Source organism: Ruegeria sp. BB5 (assembly GCF_056539405.1).
Genome location: NZ_JBQFUX010000001.1, coordinates 533,432 through 552,750 on the forward strand (window position 1 = coordinate 533,432; position 19,319 = coordinate 552,750).

At 58.6% G+C, this 19,319-nt stretch carries 14 protein-coding genes and 1 riboswitch; of the genes, 12 read left to right on the forward strand and 2 right to left on the reverse strand.

Annotation, left to right across the window (positions count from 1 at the left end; genetic code table 11):
• Positions 1–37: 37 nt before the first annotated feature.
• Positions 38–115: riboswitch (SAM riboswitch) on the forward strand.
• Positions 116–180: 65 nt separating this feature from the next.
• The 5 genes from metZ (at position 181) to ACR0DL_RS02725 (ending at position 6,671) form a co-directional block, all read left to right on the forward strand.
• Entirely contained in the window at positions 181–1,371 is a 1,191-nt protein-coding gene (gene metZ / locus ACR0DL_RS02705) for an O-succinylhomoserine sulfhydrylase (protein ID WP_480687452.1), read from the forward strand.
• Positions 1,372–1,539: 168 nt separating this feature from the next.
• A complete protein-coding gene (gene folE2, locus ACR0DL_RS02710) occupies positions 1,540–2,643 on the forward strand; it encodes a GTP cyclohydrolase FolE2 (protein ID WP_170348322.1) in 1,104 nt (367 codons plus the stop codon).
• A 277-nt stretch (positions 2,644–2,920) separates the two neighbouring features.
• Positions 2,921–3,598 (forward strand): hypothetical protein, encoded by a 678-nt coding sequence (locus ACR0DL_RS02715; RefSeq protein WP_480687454.1) that lies wholly within the window; start codon positions 2,921–2,923, stop codon positions 3,596–3,598.
• 50 nt (positions 3,599–3,648) lie between these two features.
• Complete coding sequence (locus ACR0DL_RS02720; protein WP_170348324.1) at positions 3,649–5,097, forward strand: TrkH family potassium uptake protein; 1,449 nt, start codon at positions 3,649–3,651, stop codon at positions 5,095–5,097.
• Positions 5,097–6,671 carry a thiamine pyrophosphate-binding protein gene (locus ACR0DL_RS02725; protein WP_480687456.1) on the forward strand — a complete coding sequence of 525 codons (1,575 nt, stop codon included), beginning with the start codon at positions 5,097–5,099 and terminating at the stop codon, positions 6,669–6,671. Before ACR0DL_RS02720 ends, ACR0DL_RS02725 begins: the two co-directional genes overlap by 1 nt.
• A 50-nt stretch (positions 6,672–6,721) precedes the next feature.
• Here the strand turns inward: ACR0DL_RS02725 and ACR0DL_RS02730 are convergent, their stop codons facing one another.
• Positions 6,722–8,461: a serine protease gene (locus ACR0DL_RS02730; protein WP_480687458.1), complete on the reverse strand. Its 1,740-nt coding sequence runs from the start codon at positions 8,459–8,461 to the stop codon at positions 6,722–6,724.
• A 205-nt stretch (positions 8,462–8,666) separates the two neighbouring features.
• Between ACR0DL_RS02730 and ACR0DL_RS02735 the strand changes: the two genes are divergently transcribed.
• Positions 8,667–9,596 carry a glycine--tRNA ligase subunit alpha gene (locus ACR0DL_RS02735; protein ID WP_480687460.1) on the forward strand — a complete coding sequence of 310 codons (930 nt, stop codon included), beginning with the start codon at positions 8,667–8,669 and terminating at the stop codon, positions 9,594–9,596.
• An 8-nt stretch (positions 9,597–9,604) separates the two neighbouring features.
• Here the strand turns inward: ACR0DL_RS02735 and ACR0DL_RS02740 are convergent, their stop codons facing one another.
• Positions 9,605–10,237, reverse strand: coding sequence for a MarC family protein (locus ACR0DL_RS02740; protein WP_170348328.1), 633 nt, complete (start codon positions 10,235–10,237; stop codon positions 9,605–9,607).
• 91 nt (positions 10,238–10,328) lie between these two features.
• Between ACR0DL_RS02740 and ACR0DL_RS02745 the strand changes: the two genes are divergently transcribed.
• The 6 genes from ACR0DL_RS02745 to ACR0DL_RS02770 all read left to right on the forward strand — a co-directional run bounded on the left by ACR0DL_RS02745 (position 10,329) and on the right by ACR0DL_RS02770 (position 19,223).
• On the forward strand, positions 10,329–10,850 hold the full coding sequence (locus tag ACR0DL_RS02745; protein WP_480687462.1) for a DUF6446 family protein: 522 nt from the start codon (positions 10,329–10,331) through the stop codon (positions 10,848–10,850).
• A 1-nt stretch (position 10,851) separates the two neighbouring features.
• The gene (gene gltS, locus ACR0DL_RS02750; protein ID WP_480687464.1) at positions 10,852–12,072 is read left to right on the forward strand and encodes a sodium/glutamate symporter; all 1,221 of its coding nucleotides are present in this window, start codon (positions 10,852–10,854) and stop codon (positions 12,070–12,072) included.
• A 9-nt stretch (positions 12,073–12,081) separates the two neighbouring features.
• Positions 12,082–14,343 (forward strand): glycine--tRNA ligase subunit beta, encoded by a 2,262-nt coding sequence (gene glyS / locus ACR0DL_RS02755; RefSeq protein ID WP_480687466.1) that lies wholly within the window; start codon positions 12,082–12,084, stop codon positions 14,341–14,343.
• Positions 14,344–14,386: 43 nt separating this feature from the next.
• On the forward strand, positions 14,387–16,948 hold the full coding sequence (locus ACR0DL_RS02760; protein WP_170393580.1) for a putative PEP-binding protein: 2,562 nt from the start codon (positions 14,387–14,389) through the stop codon (positions 16,946–16,948).
• A 186-nt stretch (positions 16,949–17,134) separates the two neighbouring features.
• Positions 17,135–17,776: a cell wall hydrolase gene (locus ACR0DL_RS02765; RefSeq protein ID WP_170357870.1), complete on the forward strand. Its 642-nt coding sequence runs from the start codon at positions 17,135–17,137 to the stop codon at positions 17,774–17,776.
• A gap of 73 nt (positions 17,777–17,849) precedes the next feature.
• Positions 17,850–19,223, forward strand: a complete 1,374-nt coding sequence (locus ACR0DL_RS02770) for a multicopper oxidase family protein (RefSeq protein WP_480687468.1) — start codon at positions 17,850–17,852, stop codon at positions 19,221–19,223.
• Positions 19,224–19,319 lie beyond the last annotated feature (96 nt).

A 19,319-nucleotide genomic window follows, 5' to 3' on the forward strand; every position in this document is an offset into this window, starting at 1 on the left:
GGCTTGACGGCAAACCGCCCAAAGCGTATTGCCTCTCGCAGAGCTACGTGGCGATTTGTTACCGGATTGCGGGCCACGCTAAACAACACCGCTAAAAGGTCAGGATGAAAGGCCCCTTTCGCTTGACCGCGTCTGGGGTTTTTTTGATGCCTTTGCCGGGCAAAGGTCGAGAGGAATGACATGAGCGAAAGCTGGAACAAACGCACCCAAGCCGTCCATGGCGGCATCCGCCGCAGCCAATACAATGAGGTTAGCGAGGCGATCTTTCTGACCCAGGGGTTCGTCTATGAGAATGCCGAACAGGCCGAGGCCCGTTTTCTGGAATGTGGCCCGGATGAGTTCATCTATGCCCGCTATGGCAACCCCACCGTGTCGATGTTCGAGCAGCGTATCGCGGCGCTTGAGAGGGGCGAGGATGCTTTCGCCACAGCTTCAGGCATGGCGGCTGTCAATGGCGCGCTGACCTCGATGCTGAAGGCAGGCGACCACATCGTTTCGGCTAAGGCGCTGTTCGGCTCATGCTTGTATATTGTCGAGAATATCCTGACCCGGTTTGGTGTAGATGTAACTTTCGTAGACGGCACCAATCTGGACGAATGGAAAGCGGCGATCCGGCCCGACACAAAGGCTGTGTTCTTTGAATCCATGTCGAACCCGACGCTTGAGGTGATCGACATCTCGGCCGTAGCCGAACTGGCCCACGCAGTTGGTGCGATGGTGGTCGTGGACAATGTGTTCTCGACCCCAGTGTTTTCGCGTGCGATCGAGCAGGGCGCGGATGTTGTGATCTATTCGGCGACCAAACATATCGACGGGCAGGGGCGTGCGCTGGGCGGCGTAATCATCGGCACCAAGGACTTCATCCGCGGCACCGTTGAGCCTTATCTGAAGCACACCGGTGGGGCGCTGAGCCCGTTTAACGCCTGGATCATGCTGAAAGGTCTGGAAACGATGACCCTGCGTGTCAATGCTCAGGCTGAGACGGCCCAGATCGTGGCTGAGGCACTGGAGGGTCACGCCGCGTTGGAACGCACATTGTATCCGGGGCTAAAGACGCATCCGCAGAATGCGCTGGTTCAATCACAGTTGGGCGGTAAGGGCGGCACCGTTCTGTCGCTGGATATCAAGGGCGGAAAGGAGGCTGCGTTTGCGTTCCTCAACGCGATGACGATTCCGGTGATTTCGAACAACCTGGGCGACGCCAAGTCGATTGCGACCCATCCGGCGACCACGACCCACCAACGGCTGAGCGATGAGCAGAAAGACGAGTTGGGCATTACTCCCGGCCTGATCCGCCTGTCCATCGGTCTGGAGGATGCGGGCGACCTGCTTGCCGATATTAAGCGCGCTTTGGACGTTTCTCAGCGCTAACTACGCTCTATATCCTGTTATGCCTTGGGTGAAACTGCGTAAACGCGGCGTAACTCCCGCGATGTTTGCGGATTTTCATCCGGGCCGTACTTTGATGCGTATACGGTTAAACTGGAAAAAGCGTCGAACCTGTATATAGTCCGGCGACCAACCGAGGAACCCCGTTCGATGAATGTGTACCCCCGCACCATTGAAGACGCACCTGACAATGAAGACGCCGCCGCCGCGCTTAGAACGCTGCGCAAATGGGCCGAGTCCGCGAGTGAAGCTGAGATCAGCCAGCTTGATCCTGCAATTGCGCGCCTCGTGCCTGGACTGGTTCCGGTGAATTATCCTTCGCTGTCGCGAGAATATGCCGAAGACTTCACAGTTGACGCGGCCTATCGGGCATCGTTGCCGGACCTTCAAAACGGACCGTCCAGCCTGATCCGCGGGGCCATGCAACAAATTCAGCATGTGGGCATTTCTAATTTCCGTTTGCCGATTCGGTTCCACCGTAAACATGGTGAGGATCTCACGCTTGAAACCTCGGTCACCGGAACGGTCAGCCTTGATGCCGAAAAGAAGGGCATCAACATGTCCCGCATCATGCGCTCGTTCTACAAACATGCCGAGCGTACGTTCAGTTTTGAGGTCATGGAGGCTGCGCTGGACGATTATATGACCGATCTGGACAGTTTCGATGCACGTATCCAGATGCGGTTTTCCTACCCGGACCGGGTGGAAAGCCTGCGATCGGGGTTGCAAGGGTATCAGTATTACGACATCGCGTTGGAACTGGTCGAACAAAACGGCGTACGTCAGAAGATCATCCATCTGGACTATGTCTATTCATCCACCTGCCCATGTTCGCTTGAGCTGAGCGAACATGCGCGGTCCACACGGGGGCAATTGGCGACACCGCATTCCCAGCGTTCTGTTGCGCGGATTTCCGTTGTTGTTGATTGCAAAGCAGATTGCCTGTGGTTCGAAGATCTGATTGCCCTGTGCCGCCGCGCCGTACCGACCGAAACGCAAGTGATGGTCAAACGCGAGGACGAACAGGCCTTTGCCGAGCTGAATGCCGCCAACCCAATCTTTGTCGAAGACGCCGCGCGCTTGTTCTGTGCCGAGCTTCTGGCCGATCATCATGTCGGTGATTTCCGTGTTGTGGCCAGCCATCAGGAAAGCCTGCACAGCCACGATGCAGTGTCGGTGCTGACCGAAGGGTCAACCTTTGTTTCCGCCAGCTTGGATCCACGCTTGTTCTCGACCCTGTTTCACATCGGGTAGCTCGACAAGAGCATCCTGTTGTCTCATTTTGATCCAATGGGCGAAATATTGCCGCATTGCAGCAATATTTCTGCACGCGCAGTGTGTTTCGCGTTAAACTATCCGTGAACGCAGCCATGGTGTGAGGGCGTGTCAGCTTTCGGGCCACTCTGAAAAGGAAGCCGCGACGTGCGATGTCCGGGGATTTCAGGCCTTGGTCACTCGCCCCTAATACCGGGGTGGGGCAGAGCGGTTCTTTTCTTGGAAGGTTGCTTCGTTTTTACAGGAGAAATGACTAATGAATCCGATTACCCAACCGCTTGAGTTTCAGGCGGCGGCCATTCGACTGGCCGGTTATGCAGTCAGCAACCAACTGAAGATCATGCAGATTTTGGCGAATTCGGCCATGGAACTGCCTTTCGTTCCAGTGCATGCTCTGCACGCGTCTTCGTCGGTTCCTGCACCTGCCAAAAAGAATCCGGAATTCAAATCCAAGGCGGCAGCTGCCAAGCCTGTAGCCAAGGTCAAAACGACCTCCGCACCAAAGTCCAAGCCGCGCGTTCGGGCCAAGGCGGCAGCGACCCCAAAAGCCGAATCACCTAAACCGGTTGTGGCAAATGCGGCCTCCCAGCCAGCAGTGGCCAAGGTTGCAGCGCCTAAACCTGCGGCCGTCAAGCCCGAGGCAAAACCTGCCGCACCCAAACCTGCCGCAAAACGCGTGGCTCCAAAGGCAGTAGCGAAACCTGCCGCACCCAAGGCCACAGCCAAGCCAGCCGCGCCCAAAGTGCAGGCGGTGAAATCGGTGACGGCAAAACCAACGGCTGCACCTGCCGCCAAGCCTGTGGCCCCCAAAGCCGAGGCGAAACCTGTGGCGCCCCTGGCGAATACAGCCAAGTCTGCGGCACCTCAGAACCGGACGCGCGCGCCTTCAAAACCGCCCGCAATGCCCACACCCGTCAGCAAAACCGACGAGTAAACGGGACATCCGCTTGACACAGTCGTGCAGGCGCGCCAACGCTGCGCCTCATGACGGATATGCGCCCGGTTGGATATGTGATTGGCCTGTTGGTCGCCATTCTTGGGGCGACCATGATGCTTCCCATGCTTGCGGATTTCATCGAAGGCCGGGGCGAATGGCCTGTTTTTTTGGGAAGCGGCGTCATCACCATGCTGACGGGCGTTATCCTGTCCATCAGTTGTTCGAACGGAGTGGGCGAAGGTCTGACGATCCGTCAGACCTTTTTGCTGACCACCGGCGTTTGGGTGGCGCTGCCCTTTTTCGGCGCAATCCCGTTTTTATTCGGCGAGACCGAGCTGCGCTTTGTCGATGCTTATTTTGAGGCAATGTCGGGGCTGACCACTACTGGTTCGACTGTCATTTCCGGGCTTGATAATCTGCCACAGGGTTTGCTGTTGTGGCGCGGATTGCTGCAATGGCTGGGCGGCATTGGCATTATTGTAGTCGCCATGGTGTTCCTGCCCGAACTTCGCGTGGGGGGGATGCAGATCTTCCGTTCGGAAGGATTTGAAACCATGGGGAAAATCCTGCCGCGCGCGCAAGAAATCGCTGGGCAGATATCCCTGATCTATGTCTTTTTGACCTTTGTCTGCGCGCTTGTCTACGCCGGCTTGGGGATGGGGTTTTTCGATGCCGTGGTGCATGCGATGACAACCATCGCGACCGGAGGGTTCTCGAACTACGACACGTCCTTCGGCAGTTTCTCGGGGCCGACTGAGTATGCGGCTGCGGTCTTTATGATCCTCGCGGCGCTGCCCTTCGTGCGCTATGTTCAATTCGCCAATGGCAACACGAACTCACTGTGGCAGGACAGCCAGATACAGACATTCCTGGCGACAATCCTAGTGCTGGTCGTGGTCATGGCGGTGTTCCTAACCGTAGTCTTTCCACATCATTGGGAACAGGCGTTCCGGGAATCGCTGTTCAACATCACCTCGATCATTTCGGGTACGGGTTATGCCAGCGTTGATTACATGACGTGGGGCAGTTTCCCGGTCATGCTGTTCTTTCTGATCGGTCTGATCGGCGGATGCGCGGGCTCGACCGCCTGTTCGATCAAGATATTCCGGTATCAGTTGCTGTTTGCGTCGATCAAAACGCAAATTCGCCGTATCCGGTCACCGCATGGCGTTTTTGCCCCGCGATATGGCGGGCGCACGATCGGGACGGATGTCCTGACTTCGGTGATGAGTTTTTTCATGTTCTTCGTGCTGTCGCTGGGTGTGCTGGCCTGGGCGTTGGCGCTGACGGGGTTGGACTTCATCACTTCGGTTTCGGGGGCTGCGACTGCACTGGCCAATGTGGGGCCGGGACTGGGCAGCCAGATCGGTCCGGCAGGAAATTTCGCCGGGCTGAATGACACCGCCAAATGGTTGTTGTCCATCGGCATGTTGGTCGGACGGCTGGAACTGCTGGCCGTCTACGCGTTGTTCACCGTCCAATTCTGGAGAAACTAATGAAAAGACCCTTGGGGGCCCAGATTTCGCATATGTTGAAAGATCGGGGCGTTGACGTGATTTTTGGCATTCCGGGTGTTCACAATCAGGAAATGTATCGCGGCATCGAAGACGCTGGCATCACACATGTGTTGGCCCGGCATGAACAGGGGGCCGGGTTCATGGCCGATGGCTATGCCCGCGCGACCGGCAAGCCGGGCGTGGCCTATGTGATCACCGGGCCGGGGCTGTGCAATATCATGACACCGATGGGGCAGGCCTATACGGATTCGGTGCCACTGCTGGTGATGTCTTCTTGTCTGGATGAATCGCAAGCGGTGCATGGGCAATTGCATCAGATGAAGGATCAGCTTGGGGCGGCTGAAACCGTGACTGACTGGTCGCGGCAGGCCAATTCCGCACAGACCGCCTATGGTCTGGTCGAGCGTGCTTTTGAAGAGTTCGAACTGTCCCGACCGCGCCCCAAACATATTCAGGTGCCGATTGCCCAGCTTGAGGCCGATGCCGACCCCGCGCCGTTTCCCAATCAACCGGCGTTGCGAACAAAGGTTTTGCCACCCGATATTGCTCCGGTCATGTCTTTGTTGAATATCGCGCGCAGGCCGTTGTTCATTTTGGGCGGTGGCGCGCGGACTAATCTGTGGCGGCAGATATTGACGGAACTGGGAGCGGCCTGCTTCACAACTTTTGCTGGGCGTGGGATGGCCGGGCAGGGCTATGCGTTGGACTTTGGTGCCATGCTGACGCGCCCCGGAAGCGCCGAGGTGATTGGGTCCGCTGACCTTGTGGTCGCCGTAGGTACCGAACTGGGCGAGGTCGATCTGTGGCGCGACAACCTGGGGCACAGCGCTCATCTGGTGCGGGTCGATCTTGATCCCAGAGTTCTGTCCGATCACCATCGTGCGGGCGTCAAGCTGCAGGCTGATGGGGAAAGTTTTGCGCATGCCTTATGGGGTGCGATTGACAAGGTGAAACCTGCAACGGGTTGGACGCCGGAAGAAATCACCGACGCACGCAGACGCTGGCGCGCCGAGGTCGATGCCGAGCGGCCGGGGATCGTTCCGGTGCTTGATGCTCTGCGCGATGCCATGCCAGCGGATACGATGATCTATTCCGACATGACCCAAATCGCCTATGCCGGGAAAGAGGTCTGGGATATGGCCTATCCCTATCACTGGCATCACCCGACCGGCTTTGGCACGCTGGGATATGGCTTGCCCGCTGGTATTGGCGGTGCGGTTGCGCGTCGGGGCAAACCAACAGCCGTGATCGCCGGGGATTACGGGTTCCACTATACGATGATGGAACTTGGTGTAGCGGTCGAACTGGGTCTTTCACTGCCCATTATCCTATGGGACAACGGCAAGCTGAAAGAGATCGAGGACAGTATGGTCCGAGGTCAGATCGCTCCGAACGCGGTGATCGCCCACAACCCGGATTTCTGCAAACTGGCTGAGGCTTTTGGGGCCCTGTCTGCCGCGCCCACTAGTTTGGCGGAGATGCAGACTGCAGTGCGCGCGGCCTTTGACGCGCCGGTTCCAACCCTGATCCGCGTAACGCCCGATATCGAGTAAACAAAAAAAACGCCGCCCAAAGGGGCGGCGTTCTACTTTTGGGGATCAAATTAATCCCAACAATGCACCAGAACAGTCATTCCGTTGGCTCTGCGGCTAAGTTCGTTGGGTGAGATCGCGGCAGTCGATTGACCCGGTTGGCCCGAGACGCCTGCCTGTTCAAGCGCCGCGTTCAACCGCTCAGCCGTGGCTGCCAGACTGACGGAGGCGGGTAGGGTGCGCCCATCGGACGGGGTGGGTAGCAACATGCCGACAACCTGACCGGCGTCATCGAAAACAGGTCCGCCAGCATCGCCCGGCTGGGCGGCCATCGCCAGACGTTTCACTCCGTCTTCTCCGTTCAGGCCGCGCACGTCAGTAATCTGGCCATAGGTCAGCGTCGGCGCCCCCAATGCGCCCTGATACGAAAAGCCCGACACTGCGACCTCGGATTGGATGCGAGGTTGATCGGTGCCGAATTCCGCGACGCTGATCGGCGCAAGGTTGTTCCGGGGCCGCAGAACGGCCACGCCCAGATCAGCATCGGCCCAGGCGACCTGAACTTCCTGATCGTCGTTCAGGGTGATCCGGGTGCAGCTGTCGGTGGCCTCGGATACCGTCAGGATTGTACCGCTAGCATCGGTGAAAAAGCCGGACCGGGACAGGCGCGGCTTGCGGATTTGCAGGCCGGAAACAAGATCGATCCGTTGCTCGGCATTTGCACCGGCCCCTGCGTCTAGAACGGCGCTGTTTGTGGTGAAGCTGGCCTTGAGCGCGGCCAGAACCCGTGCCCGGCGGGCTTCATCCCCTTCGGGCCAGACCAGCGTGAAGCCTTTGATCTGGCCGTCCTTCAGCGCGGCCTGGGTGTACGAGACAACCCCGTTCCCGCGACCTTCCAGTGTAAAGCGATCACCGCGCAATTGACGGGGGCCGTCCAGTGGGACGATCTCTAGCGATTGCATGACCTCGTAGAGCGCGCGTAGGGTCGCCTTGTCGCCCTTCTGACTGATCAGCAGCGCTTTGGCATCCAGGTCGGTGGTGCCTTTGAAATGCGCGAACGGGGCCTCATAGCGGTCAAAGGCAAGAACATCCAATGGCAGGTCGAGTTCAATCCCTGCCTGCGGGTCCGAATATCGCGCCATGCCGACGCTGATCAGCGGCGCGTTATAGTCATCCATCAGCGACTTGCGCTGCGCTGTGGTCAGAACGCCGGTGGCTTCAAAACCGTTGAATCGTTGCCAGTCACCCATCGATCGGCGCGTGCCTTGACCAAACGCGCCGTCGATAGTGGCGTTATAAAACCCTGCGGCCTGCAAGGCTGTCTGCAAATTCCGACGCTCTTGCGCAGTGAGCAGGCGTTCGGACTGTAGGGCTTGCGAGCGGGTTTCATCTGCGGGCTCAGCCGACAACCCCGAAACGGTCGCTTCCGGTTGTGGAGTGTTTTCGACGGGCGGTGTCACCACGCCCCGGTTCAGGATATTTGCACCAACTGGCCAGAACTGCTGACCCAGAGAGCTGGTGAAGGCTATGTAGCTGTCAGCCGGTATCTGCCCTTCGGCCCGGTAAACGTCCAGAACCTGTTCAGCGTCACTGCGCAAATAAGGCCCGATAACAATAGCATACCAGCCAGAGTTCAGGCGAAATCCGTTTACGTCCGGCAAGAGGCTCGAATAAGCCTGCGCGCGCTCTTGTGCCTCGCGCAGCGAAGGGCGCGCCTCGACCTGAACCCAGACGCCAGCGTCCTGTTGCGCTGATACGGCGCCTGCGCCGATAGAATATAGAAACAAAATTACAGTGAATATGCGTGTCATTGTCTGCCCGTGTTCGCAGTGTTTTAGCTTTGCGGCAGACTACGCGAATTGAACCGCAGAAAGCCATGCCTGGAATACGGGGAATTTCCAGTGTGGCGGTGCAGTGACAGCCCAACCCGATTGGCCCGTTGACGCCCCTTGGCCCCTTGCATAGGAAGGACAAAACCGACCGGAACCGGGCGCAGACGTGCCCAAAGGGAATGTCATGACCGAACCGTCCAGCGCACCACGTTCTTTTCAGGAAATTATCCTGCGACTTCAGACCTATTGGGCCTCGAAAGGCTGCGCGATCCTGCAGCCCTATGACATGGAGGTCGGTGCAGGTACGTTCCACCCGGCCACCACGCTGCGCGCTTTGGGGTCAAAGCCGTGGGCGGCGGCCTATGTGCAACCCTCGCGCCGTCCAACCGATGGGCGATACGGTGAAAACCCCAACCGGTTGCAGCACTATTACCAGTATCAGGTGCTGATCAAACCCAGCCCGCCGGATCTACAAGAGCTGTATCTGGGTAGCCTTCAGGCCATCGGTATCGACATGGACCTGCATGACATTCGCTTTGTTGAAGATGACTGGGAAAGCCCCACACTGGGCGCCTGGGGTCTGGGTTGGGAGGTCTGGTGTGACGGCATGGAAGTCAGCCAGTTCACCTATTTTCAGCAAGTCGGCGGCCATGACTGCACACCCGTTTCGGGTGAACTGACCTATGGTCTGGAGCGTCTGGCAATGTATGTGCTGGGCATTGATCACGTGATGGACATGCCCTTTAACGATCCGCAATCACCCAGCCCGCTGACCTATGGCGACATCTTCAAACAGACCGAAGAGGAATACGCACGCTGGAACTTTGACGTGGCCAACACCGAAGTTCTGCTGCGTCATTTCGAAGAGGCCGAGGACGAATGCGCCGCCATTCTGGCGCAGGAGCATGACGACCCAAAAACCGGCAAGCGTATTATCATGGCGCACCCGGCCTATGATCAGTGCATCAAGGCCAGCCACATGTTCAACTTATTGGACGCACGGGGGGTGATCTCGGTCACGGAACGGCAGGCCTATATTGGTCGCGTGCGGGCGCTGGCCAAGCAATGTGCCGATGCGTTTGTACAGACCGGGGCAGCCGGGTTCGAGGCCTGATGGCGCGCTCAGGCCAATCCCGGCAACAGCACTTTCAGGCCATCCGCGATCATGCTGATCGCGATGGCCGACAGGATCATGCCCATGAAACGGCTCATGATTACGCGCGCGTTGTCGGACAGGCGTTTGGCCAGGGCCGAAGCGTTCCAGAAGGTGATGAACAACAAAAACAGAACCACCAGAAACACGCCCGCATAGATGATGGCGTCCATGGGCTTGGAAATATGGTGAGCGTACAGGATCAACGTTGTGATCGTGCCGGGCCCGACCAGAATGGGGAAGGCCAGCGGGTAAAACGCCACCGTCGCGGGTTCGGGGTAGGCTTGCTTTTCCCCCTTGGTTCCGTGGTGCGAGGTGCTTTCGTTGCCGTTCAGCATGTTCAGGCCAATCATAAGAACGACCAGACCACCCGCGACACGCAGATCGTCGACACTGATCCCAAACAGGCCAAGCGTCTGGTTGCCGATAGCTGCGAAGGCGCCGCCCAGGATCAGGCAATACGTGGCTGTTTTCGCCGCGACTTTGCGCTGATCAGCGGGCGTCAGGCCGTCGGTAACGCTCAGGAAGACGGGCAGATTTGTAATCGGGTTCATGATCGCAAACAGCGCGCCGAAGAACCCAACGGCAAGGGTCATGTCCATTCGAATAGCCTCGTTCCGACCTGTATCAGTTTGGAAACTGGCCTATTTTCCGCCAAGTTGAAAGAGGCCGCGTGATCGGGATGTTGAGAAGATGACCGGAAAACTGCTTGCAATCATCCTTATTGTTTCTGCGGCTTTGGCCGGGGTGGGCATGTATTACCTTCAGGTGTACGGGTTCTACTATGACGTCGCGTCCCAGCCAGGGAAGGACGTGGAATTGCTTGTCGAGGGGGCAGAGGAACCCCAGCCGATCCCGTACACGGCGTTTCACGCGATTGATGCGGACAGCTCTCCGATCCGATACCGGGCGTGTTTTGAGACCGAGATGACGAGTGATGAACTTGCGGGCTTTCAGCCGGTCGAAAACCCCGAACCGCTGACCGCGCCGGGCTGGTTTGACTGCTACGACGCGGTTGCCATTGCCGAGGCTCTGAAGTCTGGACAGGCGCAAGCTTTTATGGGGGCCAAGAACATACACTATGGCGTGGATCGTATCGTCGCGGTGACCACTGACGGCAAGGGCTATGTCTGGCACGCGCTGAACAATTGCGGTGAAAAGGCATATGACGGAACAGTGGTGGGCGAGGAATGCCCGCCACGGCCGGGGGACTGAGATGCCCGAAGTCGAGGAAATGCTTCACATTCCCAATTTTCTGACCGCCACGCTTGGCATTGCGGTCTATCTGATAGGGGCCGAGATCAACTCTCGGGTCGCTCCGCTGCGTCAATTCAATATCCCTGAGCCTGTCACCGGCGGGTTGCTGGCGTCTCTAGTATTGCTGATTCTGTATATCGTGGCAGGGCTTGAGCTGACGTTCGACCTTGCCTCGCGGGATTTTCTGCTGATCGTGTTCTTTGCCGGAATTGGGTTGAATGCGCGGCTTGCCGATTTGATTTCCGGCGGCAAGCCGTTGTTCCTGCTGCTCATTCTGACGTTGGTGACAATCGTTGCCCAGAATGCCGTCGGTGCCGCCGGAGCAGTTGCCTTTGGCTATCCGGCCCAAGCTGGGGTTCTCTTTGGCTCTGCGTCTCTGATTGGTGGGCATGGTACCGCCATCGCGTGGGCCCCCGAGGTTGGCACAGTCACCGGGCTTGAGGGCGCGACTGAACTCGGCGTGGCCGTGGCGACGCTTGGCCTTGTGTTGGCTGCGCTGGTGGGCGGGCCGATTGCCCGTCTATTGGTCGAAGGCAAGAAGTTGACCCCGGAACGCCCGGACGAAGAACACACAGTTGGGCTGCCGGATGATGCCACCGAGGCCGAGACCATGATCGACCACCTGACCATCATGCGCGTGTTGCTCTATCTGAATCTGGCGATCATCTTCGGATATTTTTTGAGCGAGGCAATCGCGGCTACCGGGTTGAAACTGCCCTTGTTCGTGCCCTGCCTGATCATGGGGATCGTCATTGCCAATGTTCGCGCAGCTCTGGCCCCCAACGCGCCGCCGGTGTCCCGGACTCCCTCGCTGGCGCTGATATCCGAGTTTTCGCTGGGCGCGTTTCTGGCCATGTCGCTGATGAGCCTTCAGCTTTGGACCATTGCCGAACTGGGGTTGGCCATTGTCGTTATCATGGGTGCGCAGACCCTGTTTGCCGTGGCGTTCGTGATCTGGGTGTTGTTCCCGGTGATGGGCGGCAACTATCGCGCCGCCGTACTGTCTGCGGGGTTTGGCGGTTTTGCACTGGGCGCGACCCCGACCGCTATCGCCAATATGACCGCAGTTACCAAGCGATATGGCCCGTCGCCTATTGCCTTTATCGTGCTGCCCCTTGTATCCGCCTTCTTTGTGGATATCGCCAATGCCATCGTCATTCAGACGATCGTTAATTTCTAAGGACCGAAAATGCCCGACCTGCTGATCGAACTGTTTTCCGAGGAAATCCCCGCCCGCATGCAGACCCGCGCCGGTGAGGACCTGAAAAAACGGATGACCGACGGTTTGGTTGAGGCCGGTCTGACCTATGCCGGGGCTGCCGCCCTGACCACGCCGCGTCGCCTGACGCTCGCGATCGAAGGTCTTCTGACTGAGAGCCCAACGATCCGCGAAGAGCGCAAAGGGCCGAAAGTCGGCGCACCGGACAAGGCCATCGAAGGCTTCCTGCGCGGTGCGGGCCTGACCCGCGATCAGTTGGAAGAACGCGATACACCCAAAGGCGCGGTCTATTTCGCGACTATCGAAAAAGCCGGACGCCCCGCGGCCGAGATTGTGGCCGAGGTGCTTGAAACCACCATTCGAAACTTTCCCTGGCCCAAGTCGATGCGCTGGGGCGGCGGTTCGCTGCGCTGGGTGCGTCCGCTGCATTCGATCCTGAGCATTCTGTCCGATGAGGCTGGCGCGCAAGTCGTGCCGCTTGAGGTCGAAGGGATCAAAGCGGGCGACACCACTGCGGGTCATCGCTTTATGGCGCCAGATCGCTTTGCGGTCACGTCGTTCGATGACTACGCTGCCAAACTGAAGCGCGCCTTTGTGGTGCTGAACCCCTCTGACCGCGCTGAACATATCTGGAACGACGCCCAGAACATGGCCTTTGCTGCCGGTCTTGAAGTGGTCGATGACAAGGGCCTGCTGGCTGAGGTTGCCGGACTGGTCGAATGGCCGGTTGTGCTGATGGGCAAGATTGATGAGGAATTCCTCGACCTGCCGCCCGAGGTGCTGCAGACCTCGATGAAAGAGCATCAGAAATTCTTCTCGGTCCGCAATCCGAAAACGGGCCGGATCGAGCGGTTCATTACCGTCGCCAACCGAGAAACCGCCGACAATGGCGCGACCATTCTGGCGGGGAACCAAAAGGTGCTGTCGGCGCGTCTGGCGGATGCCAAGTTCTTCTGGGAAAACGACCTGCGCGTTGCCAAATCGGACATCGCCCAATGGACCCGCGCGCTGGAGAATGTGACCTTCCACAACAAGCTGGGCACACAGGCCGAGCGGATCGACCGCATTGCGGCATTGGCTCGCGAACTGTCCCCGGTGACGGGCGCGGATGCGGATCAGGCCGAGAAAGCCGCGCGTCTGGCCAAGGCTGACCTGAACTCGGAAATGGTTTATGAATTCCCCGAACTTCAAGGGCTTATGGGGCGGTATTACATCGAAGCCGCGGGCGAAGACGCCGCCGTTGCCGCCGTGGCGCAAGAGCATTACTCACCGCTTGGTCCGTCAGATGACGTGCCGACCGCGCCGCTGTCGGTGGCCGTGGCACTGGCCGACAAGCTGGACACGCTGACCGGGTTCTGGGCGATTGATGAGAAGCCGACCGGGTCGAAAGATCCGTTTGCCCTGCGCCGTGCGGCGTTGGGGGTTATTCGGTTGGTCTTGGAGAATGATCTGCGTTTGCCGATTAACGGTGTCGTAGACCGCCAATTGCTGTCATATGAACTTGAGGGTCTTCGGGTATCAGGCGATGAACAAGACCTATTCACACTTGAAAGTACGCTTCAGGAGATCGCTAAGTACGGGGTATTTCAGGCGGCGTTCAAATCAGTGATTGGGCAAATTCCTGAAAGCGCCGATAATCCATTTGAACCGGATGTGAGTGATGGTTCCATCCTTCAAGGAATCTCGAAGAAGATTAGCAACGCGTCGTCGTCCATCCTCTCCTTCTTCCACGACCGCCTCAAAGTCTTCCTGCGCGACGAGGGTATCCGTCACGACATCATCGACGCCTGTATCGCGATGGATGGCAATGATGACCTGAACCTGCTGGTCAAACGCGCCCGTGCGCTGAATGCTGTGATTGCGACCGAGGATGGCGAGAACCTTGTGCAGGGCTTCAAGCGCGCCAACAATATCCTGACGCAGGCCGAGGAAAAGGACGGCGTCGAATACTCTTATGGCGCGGATGTGAAATTCGCGGAGACGGACAGCGAAAAGGCTCTGTTTGCTGCTTTGGATCAGGCGCAGGGCAAGATCGAACCGGCGCTCAAGGCCGAAGATTTCCCCAAGGCGATGACCACAATGGCGGAGCTGCGTGGGCCGGTCGATGCGTTTTTTGACGAAGTTCAGGTCAATACTGACAACGACATTCTGCGCCGCAACCGTCTGAACCTGCTGAGCCAAATCCGTCAGGTCTGCTCTTCCGTGGCGGACCTCAGCAAGATCGAAGGTTAATCCAGAACGCCCTTGCGCCATTGGTGCAAGGGCTTATGCTGCGGTGAAACCAAAAGGTGCTGCAGTGCAGAATAATCCGCATACCACTCTGATAACGACCGAAGCGCCCGTGGCCGCCAATACACACGGCGGGCGAGCGAAATGTCTGCAACGTCTAGTCCGTTTGGACCTTCCGGTGCCGCGAACGGTGGCGCTGTCCTTTGACGCGGTACATCGGATTGCCGAAGGGCAGGTACCGGATATCGCCGCAGTTCTGGAGCAGTTTGAACAGACAGCGTTGCTGTGCGTCCGGCCCAGCTCTGAAGACCCCGATTGGGGTGGCCCCGGTGCGATCTTGAATATCGGTATGAACGACGCGCGCTACGTGGACCTGTCGGATTCGATGGGTGCCGAGGCCGCCGCCGCGCTGTACCTGCGCTTTGTTCAAAGCTACGCAATTCATGTGGCCCGTTTGGACGCGGATGTTTTCGACGATATCAGCGCGGATGGCAGCGAAGGGTTGAGCCAATCTTTGCGCGCTTATGAGGATGAAACGGACGAGGCATTTCCCCAAGACCGGGGCGAGCAGCTGATTGCCGTCCTTCGATCGATGGCGCGGGCGTGGGATGGAACCTCGGCGCGGTTGCTGCGACAGGCCAAGGGGGCGCCGGCGGATGCCGGGTTGGGCCTGGTCATTCAGGAAATGATCCCCGGCGTGGGGCAGGGTGAGTGCGGCTCGGGTGTGTTGCAACTGATTGATCCTGCGACTGGGTTGCCGCAAATCACCGGTCGTTATCTCAGCCAAAGCCAAGGCCGCGATGCGCTGGGTGCGGATGTGGCAGCGCTGTATCTGGAAAAGGACCCGCGCGGGAAATCACTGGAAGAGGTTGCACCCAAGGCATTTGCCGAACTCAAGGCCCACGCAGCCTTGATGCGCGCCAAGCTGCGCGAGGAAATGCAGGTCGAGTTCGTGATCGAGAATGGTCATGTGCATATTCTGGACGGTGTACGTGTACAGCGCAGCGCTCGGGCGGCGATGCGGATTGCCGTTCGCCTGGCCGAAGACGGCATCATACCGCCGCAAGAGGCGGTGATGCGGGTCGATCCGCATTCCCTGAATGAGATGCTGCACCGTCAGGTCCACCCCGAGGCAGAACGGGATGTACTGACCACCGGTATTGCCGCCAGCCCTGGGGCTGCAACGGGCAAGATCGTGTTCACCGCCGCCGAGGCGCAGGCCAGCGCCGCGCGCGGCGAGCCGTGTATTCTGATACGCCGTGAAACCTCGCCCGAAGATGTGCGCGGGATGCATGCGGCGGTTGCCGTACTGACCGAAAAGGGCGGTATGACCAGCCACGCCGCTGTGATTGGGCGCGGTTTGGGCTTGCCCTGTATCGTTGGTGCGTCCGAGATGCGGTTCCAGACCAAGAAAAGGCTGCTGTCGGCCCCTGATGGGCGGGTGTTCAAGACGGGTGACGTTTTGACGATCGACGGGTCCTCGGGTCAGGTTCTGGCCGGACAGCCCGCGATGCTTGAAGCAGCTTTGGACGATTGTTTTCAAACGCTTATGGGCTGGGCGGATGATGAACGCGACATCGCCATCCGCGCCAACGCGGACACACCGGCCGACGCTCAGACGGCTCGGAACTTTCTGGCGCAGGGGATCGGCCTGTGTCGGACCGAGCATATGTTCTTTGATCCCGGTCGTCTGATCGTGATGCGCGAGATGATCTTTGCGCAAACTTCATCGGGTCGCGCGGCGGTTCTGGAGCGTCTGCTGCCCATGCAGCGCGAGGATTTCGTTCAGCTGTTCCGTATCATGGAAGGTCAGCCCGTCTGTATCCGCCTGTTCGACCCGCCTTTGCACGAATTTTTGCCGACCACGCGCAGTGGACAGCGCGAGCTGGCCGAGGCGCTGGATTTGCCTGTGTCGGATGTCGAACGGCGTGTTGCGGCGATGACTGAATACAACCCGATGCTGGGTCTGCGCGGTGTGCGTTTGGGGGTGACAGTGCCCGAAATCTACGACATGCAGGCCCGCGCTATCTTTGAAGCGACGCTTGAGGCCAGCAAGGACGGCGCCCCCGTCGTGCCCGAGGTGATGATCCCGTTGGTTTCGGCCAAGCGCGAAGTTGAGCTGGTCAAATCCCGCATCGATACGGTCGCGGCCTCGGTTGCAACCGAACAAGGGCAAGAGTTCGAATACCGCCTGGGTGTCATGGTAGAAACGCCTCGGGCTTGTCTGCGAGCGGATGAAATTGCACCTCAGACCGCGTTCTTGAGTTTTGGTACCAACGACCTGACACAAATGACCTATGGCCTGTCCCGCGATGATGCGGGTCGGTTCATGTCTGACTATGTTCGTCAGGGCGTTTTTGTCGAGGACCCGTTCCATGTGCTTGACCCCGACGGGGTCGGAGAATTGCTGAAACTCGGCGCGGAACGTGGACGTCAGGCCCAGCCGGATGTTACCCTTTCAGTATGCGGCGAGCATGGCGGAAACCCCGAATCAATCGCCATCTGCCGCGATCTGGGATTTGACTATGTGTCATGCTCTCCGTTCCGGGTGCCTGTCGCTCGGCTGGCTTCCGCTCAGCTGGCGATTTCGTCCAGACTTGGGGGTTGACACAGGCTGTTTGCCCTAGGATTAGTGCTTTTTAAGCAACCTTGTGGCAGAATTAATTTTCGCCACGGGCGATTTTCCACTTGCGTTTTCTTCTGATCTGGACGTCTGCGCCGGACTGCGCTAAATGCCTCGTCGCGCCCGCCGGGGGAGGGTACGGCGCGATATGTGCCTGTGCGAGGTTATCTGATGCTACGATACATACTGGCTGCTGCCACGTTGGCGGCAACCATGCTGCCAAGTGTGTCTTTCGCTGAAAAGAAAGCCACCGATACTGCCGAACGCGAACTTGTCACCCGGACCGAAGTGCCCGGGCAGAATTTTCGCGACTATCTGACTCTGTTCAAGCCCCGAAAAGAGCTTGAGCCTCAAAAAATGTCGTACTCGAAGGATTGGCTGGACCAACAGCCCAAGGCAACCGGGGACGAGAATTTTAAATGTCTAGCTGAGGCGCTGTACTTTGAAGCACGTGGTGAAAGCGTGCGCGGACAGTTTGCCGTGGCCGAGGTTATCCTGAATCGCGTGGACAGTGGCCGGTTCCCGGACTCGCTGTGCGGCGTGATCAAGCAGGGAACCGGTAAGAAATACCAGTGCCAGTTCACTTACACCTGTGATGGCCAAAAGGAAGTGATCCGCGAAAAGAAGGCGTATGAGCGCGTAGCTAAAGTTGCGCGTGCGGCCATCGACGGTGTCACCAAAGAACTGACCGAAGGTGCCACACACTATCACACCACGGCGGTTCGTCCGTCCTGGTCGCGCGTGTATAAAGAAACCGCGCGGATCGGAGTTCATATTTTCTACAGGCATAATTATCGAACAGCGAGCAACTGATTGACGCACCCGCGCTGGAACCTTGCTGGCGCGGGGCGTTTTATAACCTATGTTGCGGGCCAGGAGGCCCGCAATGACGTTTACACGCAGACAATTTCTGCAATCAGCAGCCGCACTGGCGGTACTGCCACACTCGGCCCGCGCATCAAGCTCTGATCTGATCGCACAGACCGCGATGCAGCAGATCGCCCCGAATGGTTTTCCCCAAACGCCTGTTTGGTCCTATGGCGGTGGTGTACCTGGTGCCGAAATCCGTTTGCCTCAGGGCGCGCGGGTTCAGCGCAGGTTGGTGAACGAGCTGCCTCAGCCAACAACAGTGCACTGGCATGGCATCCGGATCGACAACGCGATGGACGGTGTGCCGGGCCTGACGCAAGATGTGATCGCACCGGGCGAGGGGTTCGATTATGACTTTGTCGTCCCGGACGCGGGAACCTATTGGTATCACGCGCATAACCGCTCGGTCGAGCAGGTGGCGCGCGGCTTATACGGCCCGCTGATCGTTGAAGAGGCTACAGGGCCAGATGTCGACCAAGACCTGACACTGATGCTGGACGATTGGCGACTGGACCCAGACACCGGACATATCGTTGAGGATTTCGACAACGGTCATGATCAAAGCCATGCCGGGCGGTTGGGGAACTTGATCTCGGTCAACGGCCAGTTTGATCCTGTTTTTCCCGCGCGCCGCCACGAGCGTTTGCGCCTGCGGCTGATCAATGCCTCCAACGCGCGAATCTACGATCTGGCTCTGGATGGGGTGGCAGGATGGATCGTTGCGCTGGACGGAATGCCGCTTGAAAGCCCGTTAGAGGTTGAGGACGGTTTTCCACTCGCCCCGGCTCAACGCGCGGACTTGATTGTGGACGTAACAGCGGAATCTGACACCGTCGCCGGGCTGATCAGTCGCGAGCGGGACGGGGGCTTTGGTCTGGTGCGGTTCCCGGTTTCCGGTAATTCGGCAACGACTGCCCGGTCAGGCGTTGTGCCCTTGCCCGCGAATCCATCGGCACAGGTGGTGTTGGACGGCGCCCCGGTTCATCGGATAACGTTGCAGGGTGGTGCGATGCGGTGGCTGGAATCCGCGCAGCTTGGCGACACGCAGCTTTCTGGCCGCGAATTGGCGCAACTGGGCCGGTTTTGGGCCTTGAACGGGTATGCTGAACGCCCGTTGGACCCTTTTCTGGATGCGCAGCGCGGTAGTACCCACCGGATCGAGTTCGTCAACGAAACCGCTTTTCCGCATGCTATGCACCTACATGGGCACCATTTTCGGCTAATCCTGCCCGACGGCAGCCTTGGCCCATGGCGCGATACGGTGCTGGTGGAGCGCGGACAAACCCGTGAAATTGTCCTAGTGGCCGACAATCCGGGCGACTGGTTGCTGCATTGCCATATGCTGGGGCACGCCGCATCCGGGATGATGAGCTGGTTTCGCGTAACCTGACGCCGCAATCAACGACTAGAATGGCGTTTGTTGCGATGCTATATGCGCGCGCATCCTATAAATTTGGTAGACTAGTTTACCAAGCCCGAAAAGGTT

Bases quoted from the DNA above. Each gene is read 5' to 3' on its own strand.
- metZ (WP_480687452.1), top strand. From the start codon at position 181: ATGAGCGAAAGCTGGAACAAACGCACCCAAGCCGTCCATGGCGGCATC.
- folE2 (WP_170348322.1), top strand. From the start codon at position 1,540: ATGAATGTGTACCCCCGCACCATTGAAGACGCACCTGACAATGAAGAC.
- ACR0DL_RS02715 (WP_480687454.1), top strand. From the start codon at position 2,921: ATGAATCCGATTACCCAACCGCTTGAGTTTCAGGCGGCGGCCATTCGA.
- ACR0DL_RS02720 (WP_170348324.1), top strand. From the start codon at position 3,649: ATGACGGATATGCGCCCGGTTGGATATGTGATTGGCCTGTTGGTCGCC.
- ACR0DL_RS02725 (WP_480687456.1), top strand. From the start codon at position 5,097: ATGAAAAGACCCTTGGGGGCCCAGATTTCGCATATGTTGAAAGATCGG.
- ACR0DL_RS02730 (WP_480687458.1), bottom strand. From the start codon at position 8,461: ATGACACGCATATTCACTGTAATTTTGTTTCTATATTCTATCGGCGCA.
- ACR0DL_RS02735 (WP_480687460.1), top strand. From the start codon at position 8,667: ATGACCGAACCGTCCAGCGCACCACGTTCTTTTCAGGAAATTATCCTG.
- ACR0DL_RS02740 (WP_170348328.1), bottom strand. From the start codon at position 10,237: ATGGACATGACCCTTGCCGTTGGGTTCTTCGGCGCGCTGTTTGCGATC.
- ACR0DL_RS02745 (WP_480687462.1), top strand. From the start codon at position 10,329: ATGACCGGAAAACTGCTTGCAATCATCCTTATTGTTTCTGCGGCTTTG.
- gltS (WP_480687464.1), top strand. From the start codon at position 10,852: ATGCCCGAAGTCGAGGAAATGCTTCACATTCCCAATTTTCTGACCGCC.
- glyS (WP_480687466.1), top strand. From the start codon at position 12,082: ATGCCCGACCTGCTGATCGAACTGTTTTCCGAGGAAATCCCCGCCCGC.
- ACR0DL_RS02765 (WP_170357870.1), top strand. From the start codon at position 17,135: ATGCTACGATACATACTGGCTGCTGCCACGTTGGCGGCAACCATGCTG.
- ACR0DL_RS02770 (WP_480687468.1), top strand. From the start codon at position 17,850: ATGACGTTTACACGCAGACAATTTCTGCAATCAGCAGCCGCACTGGCG.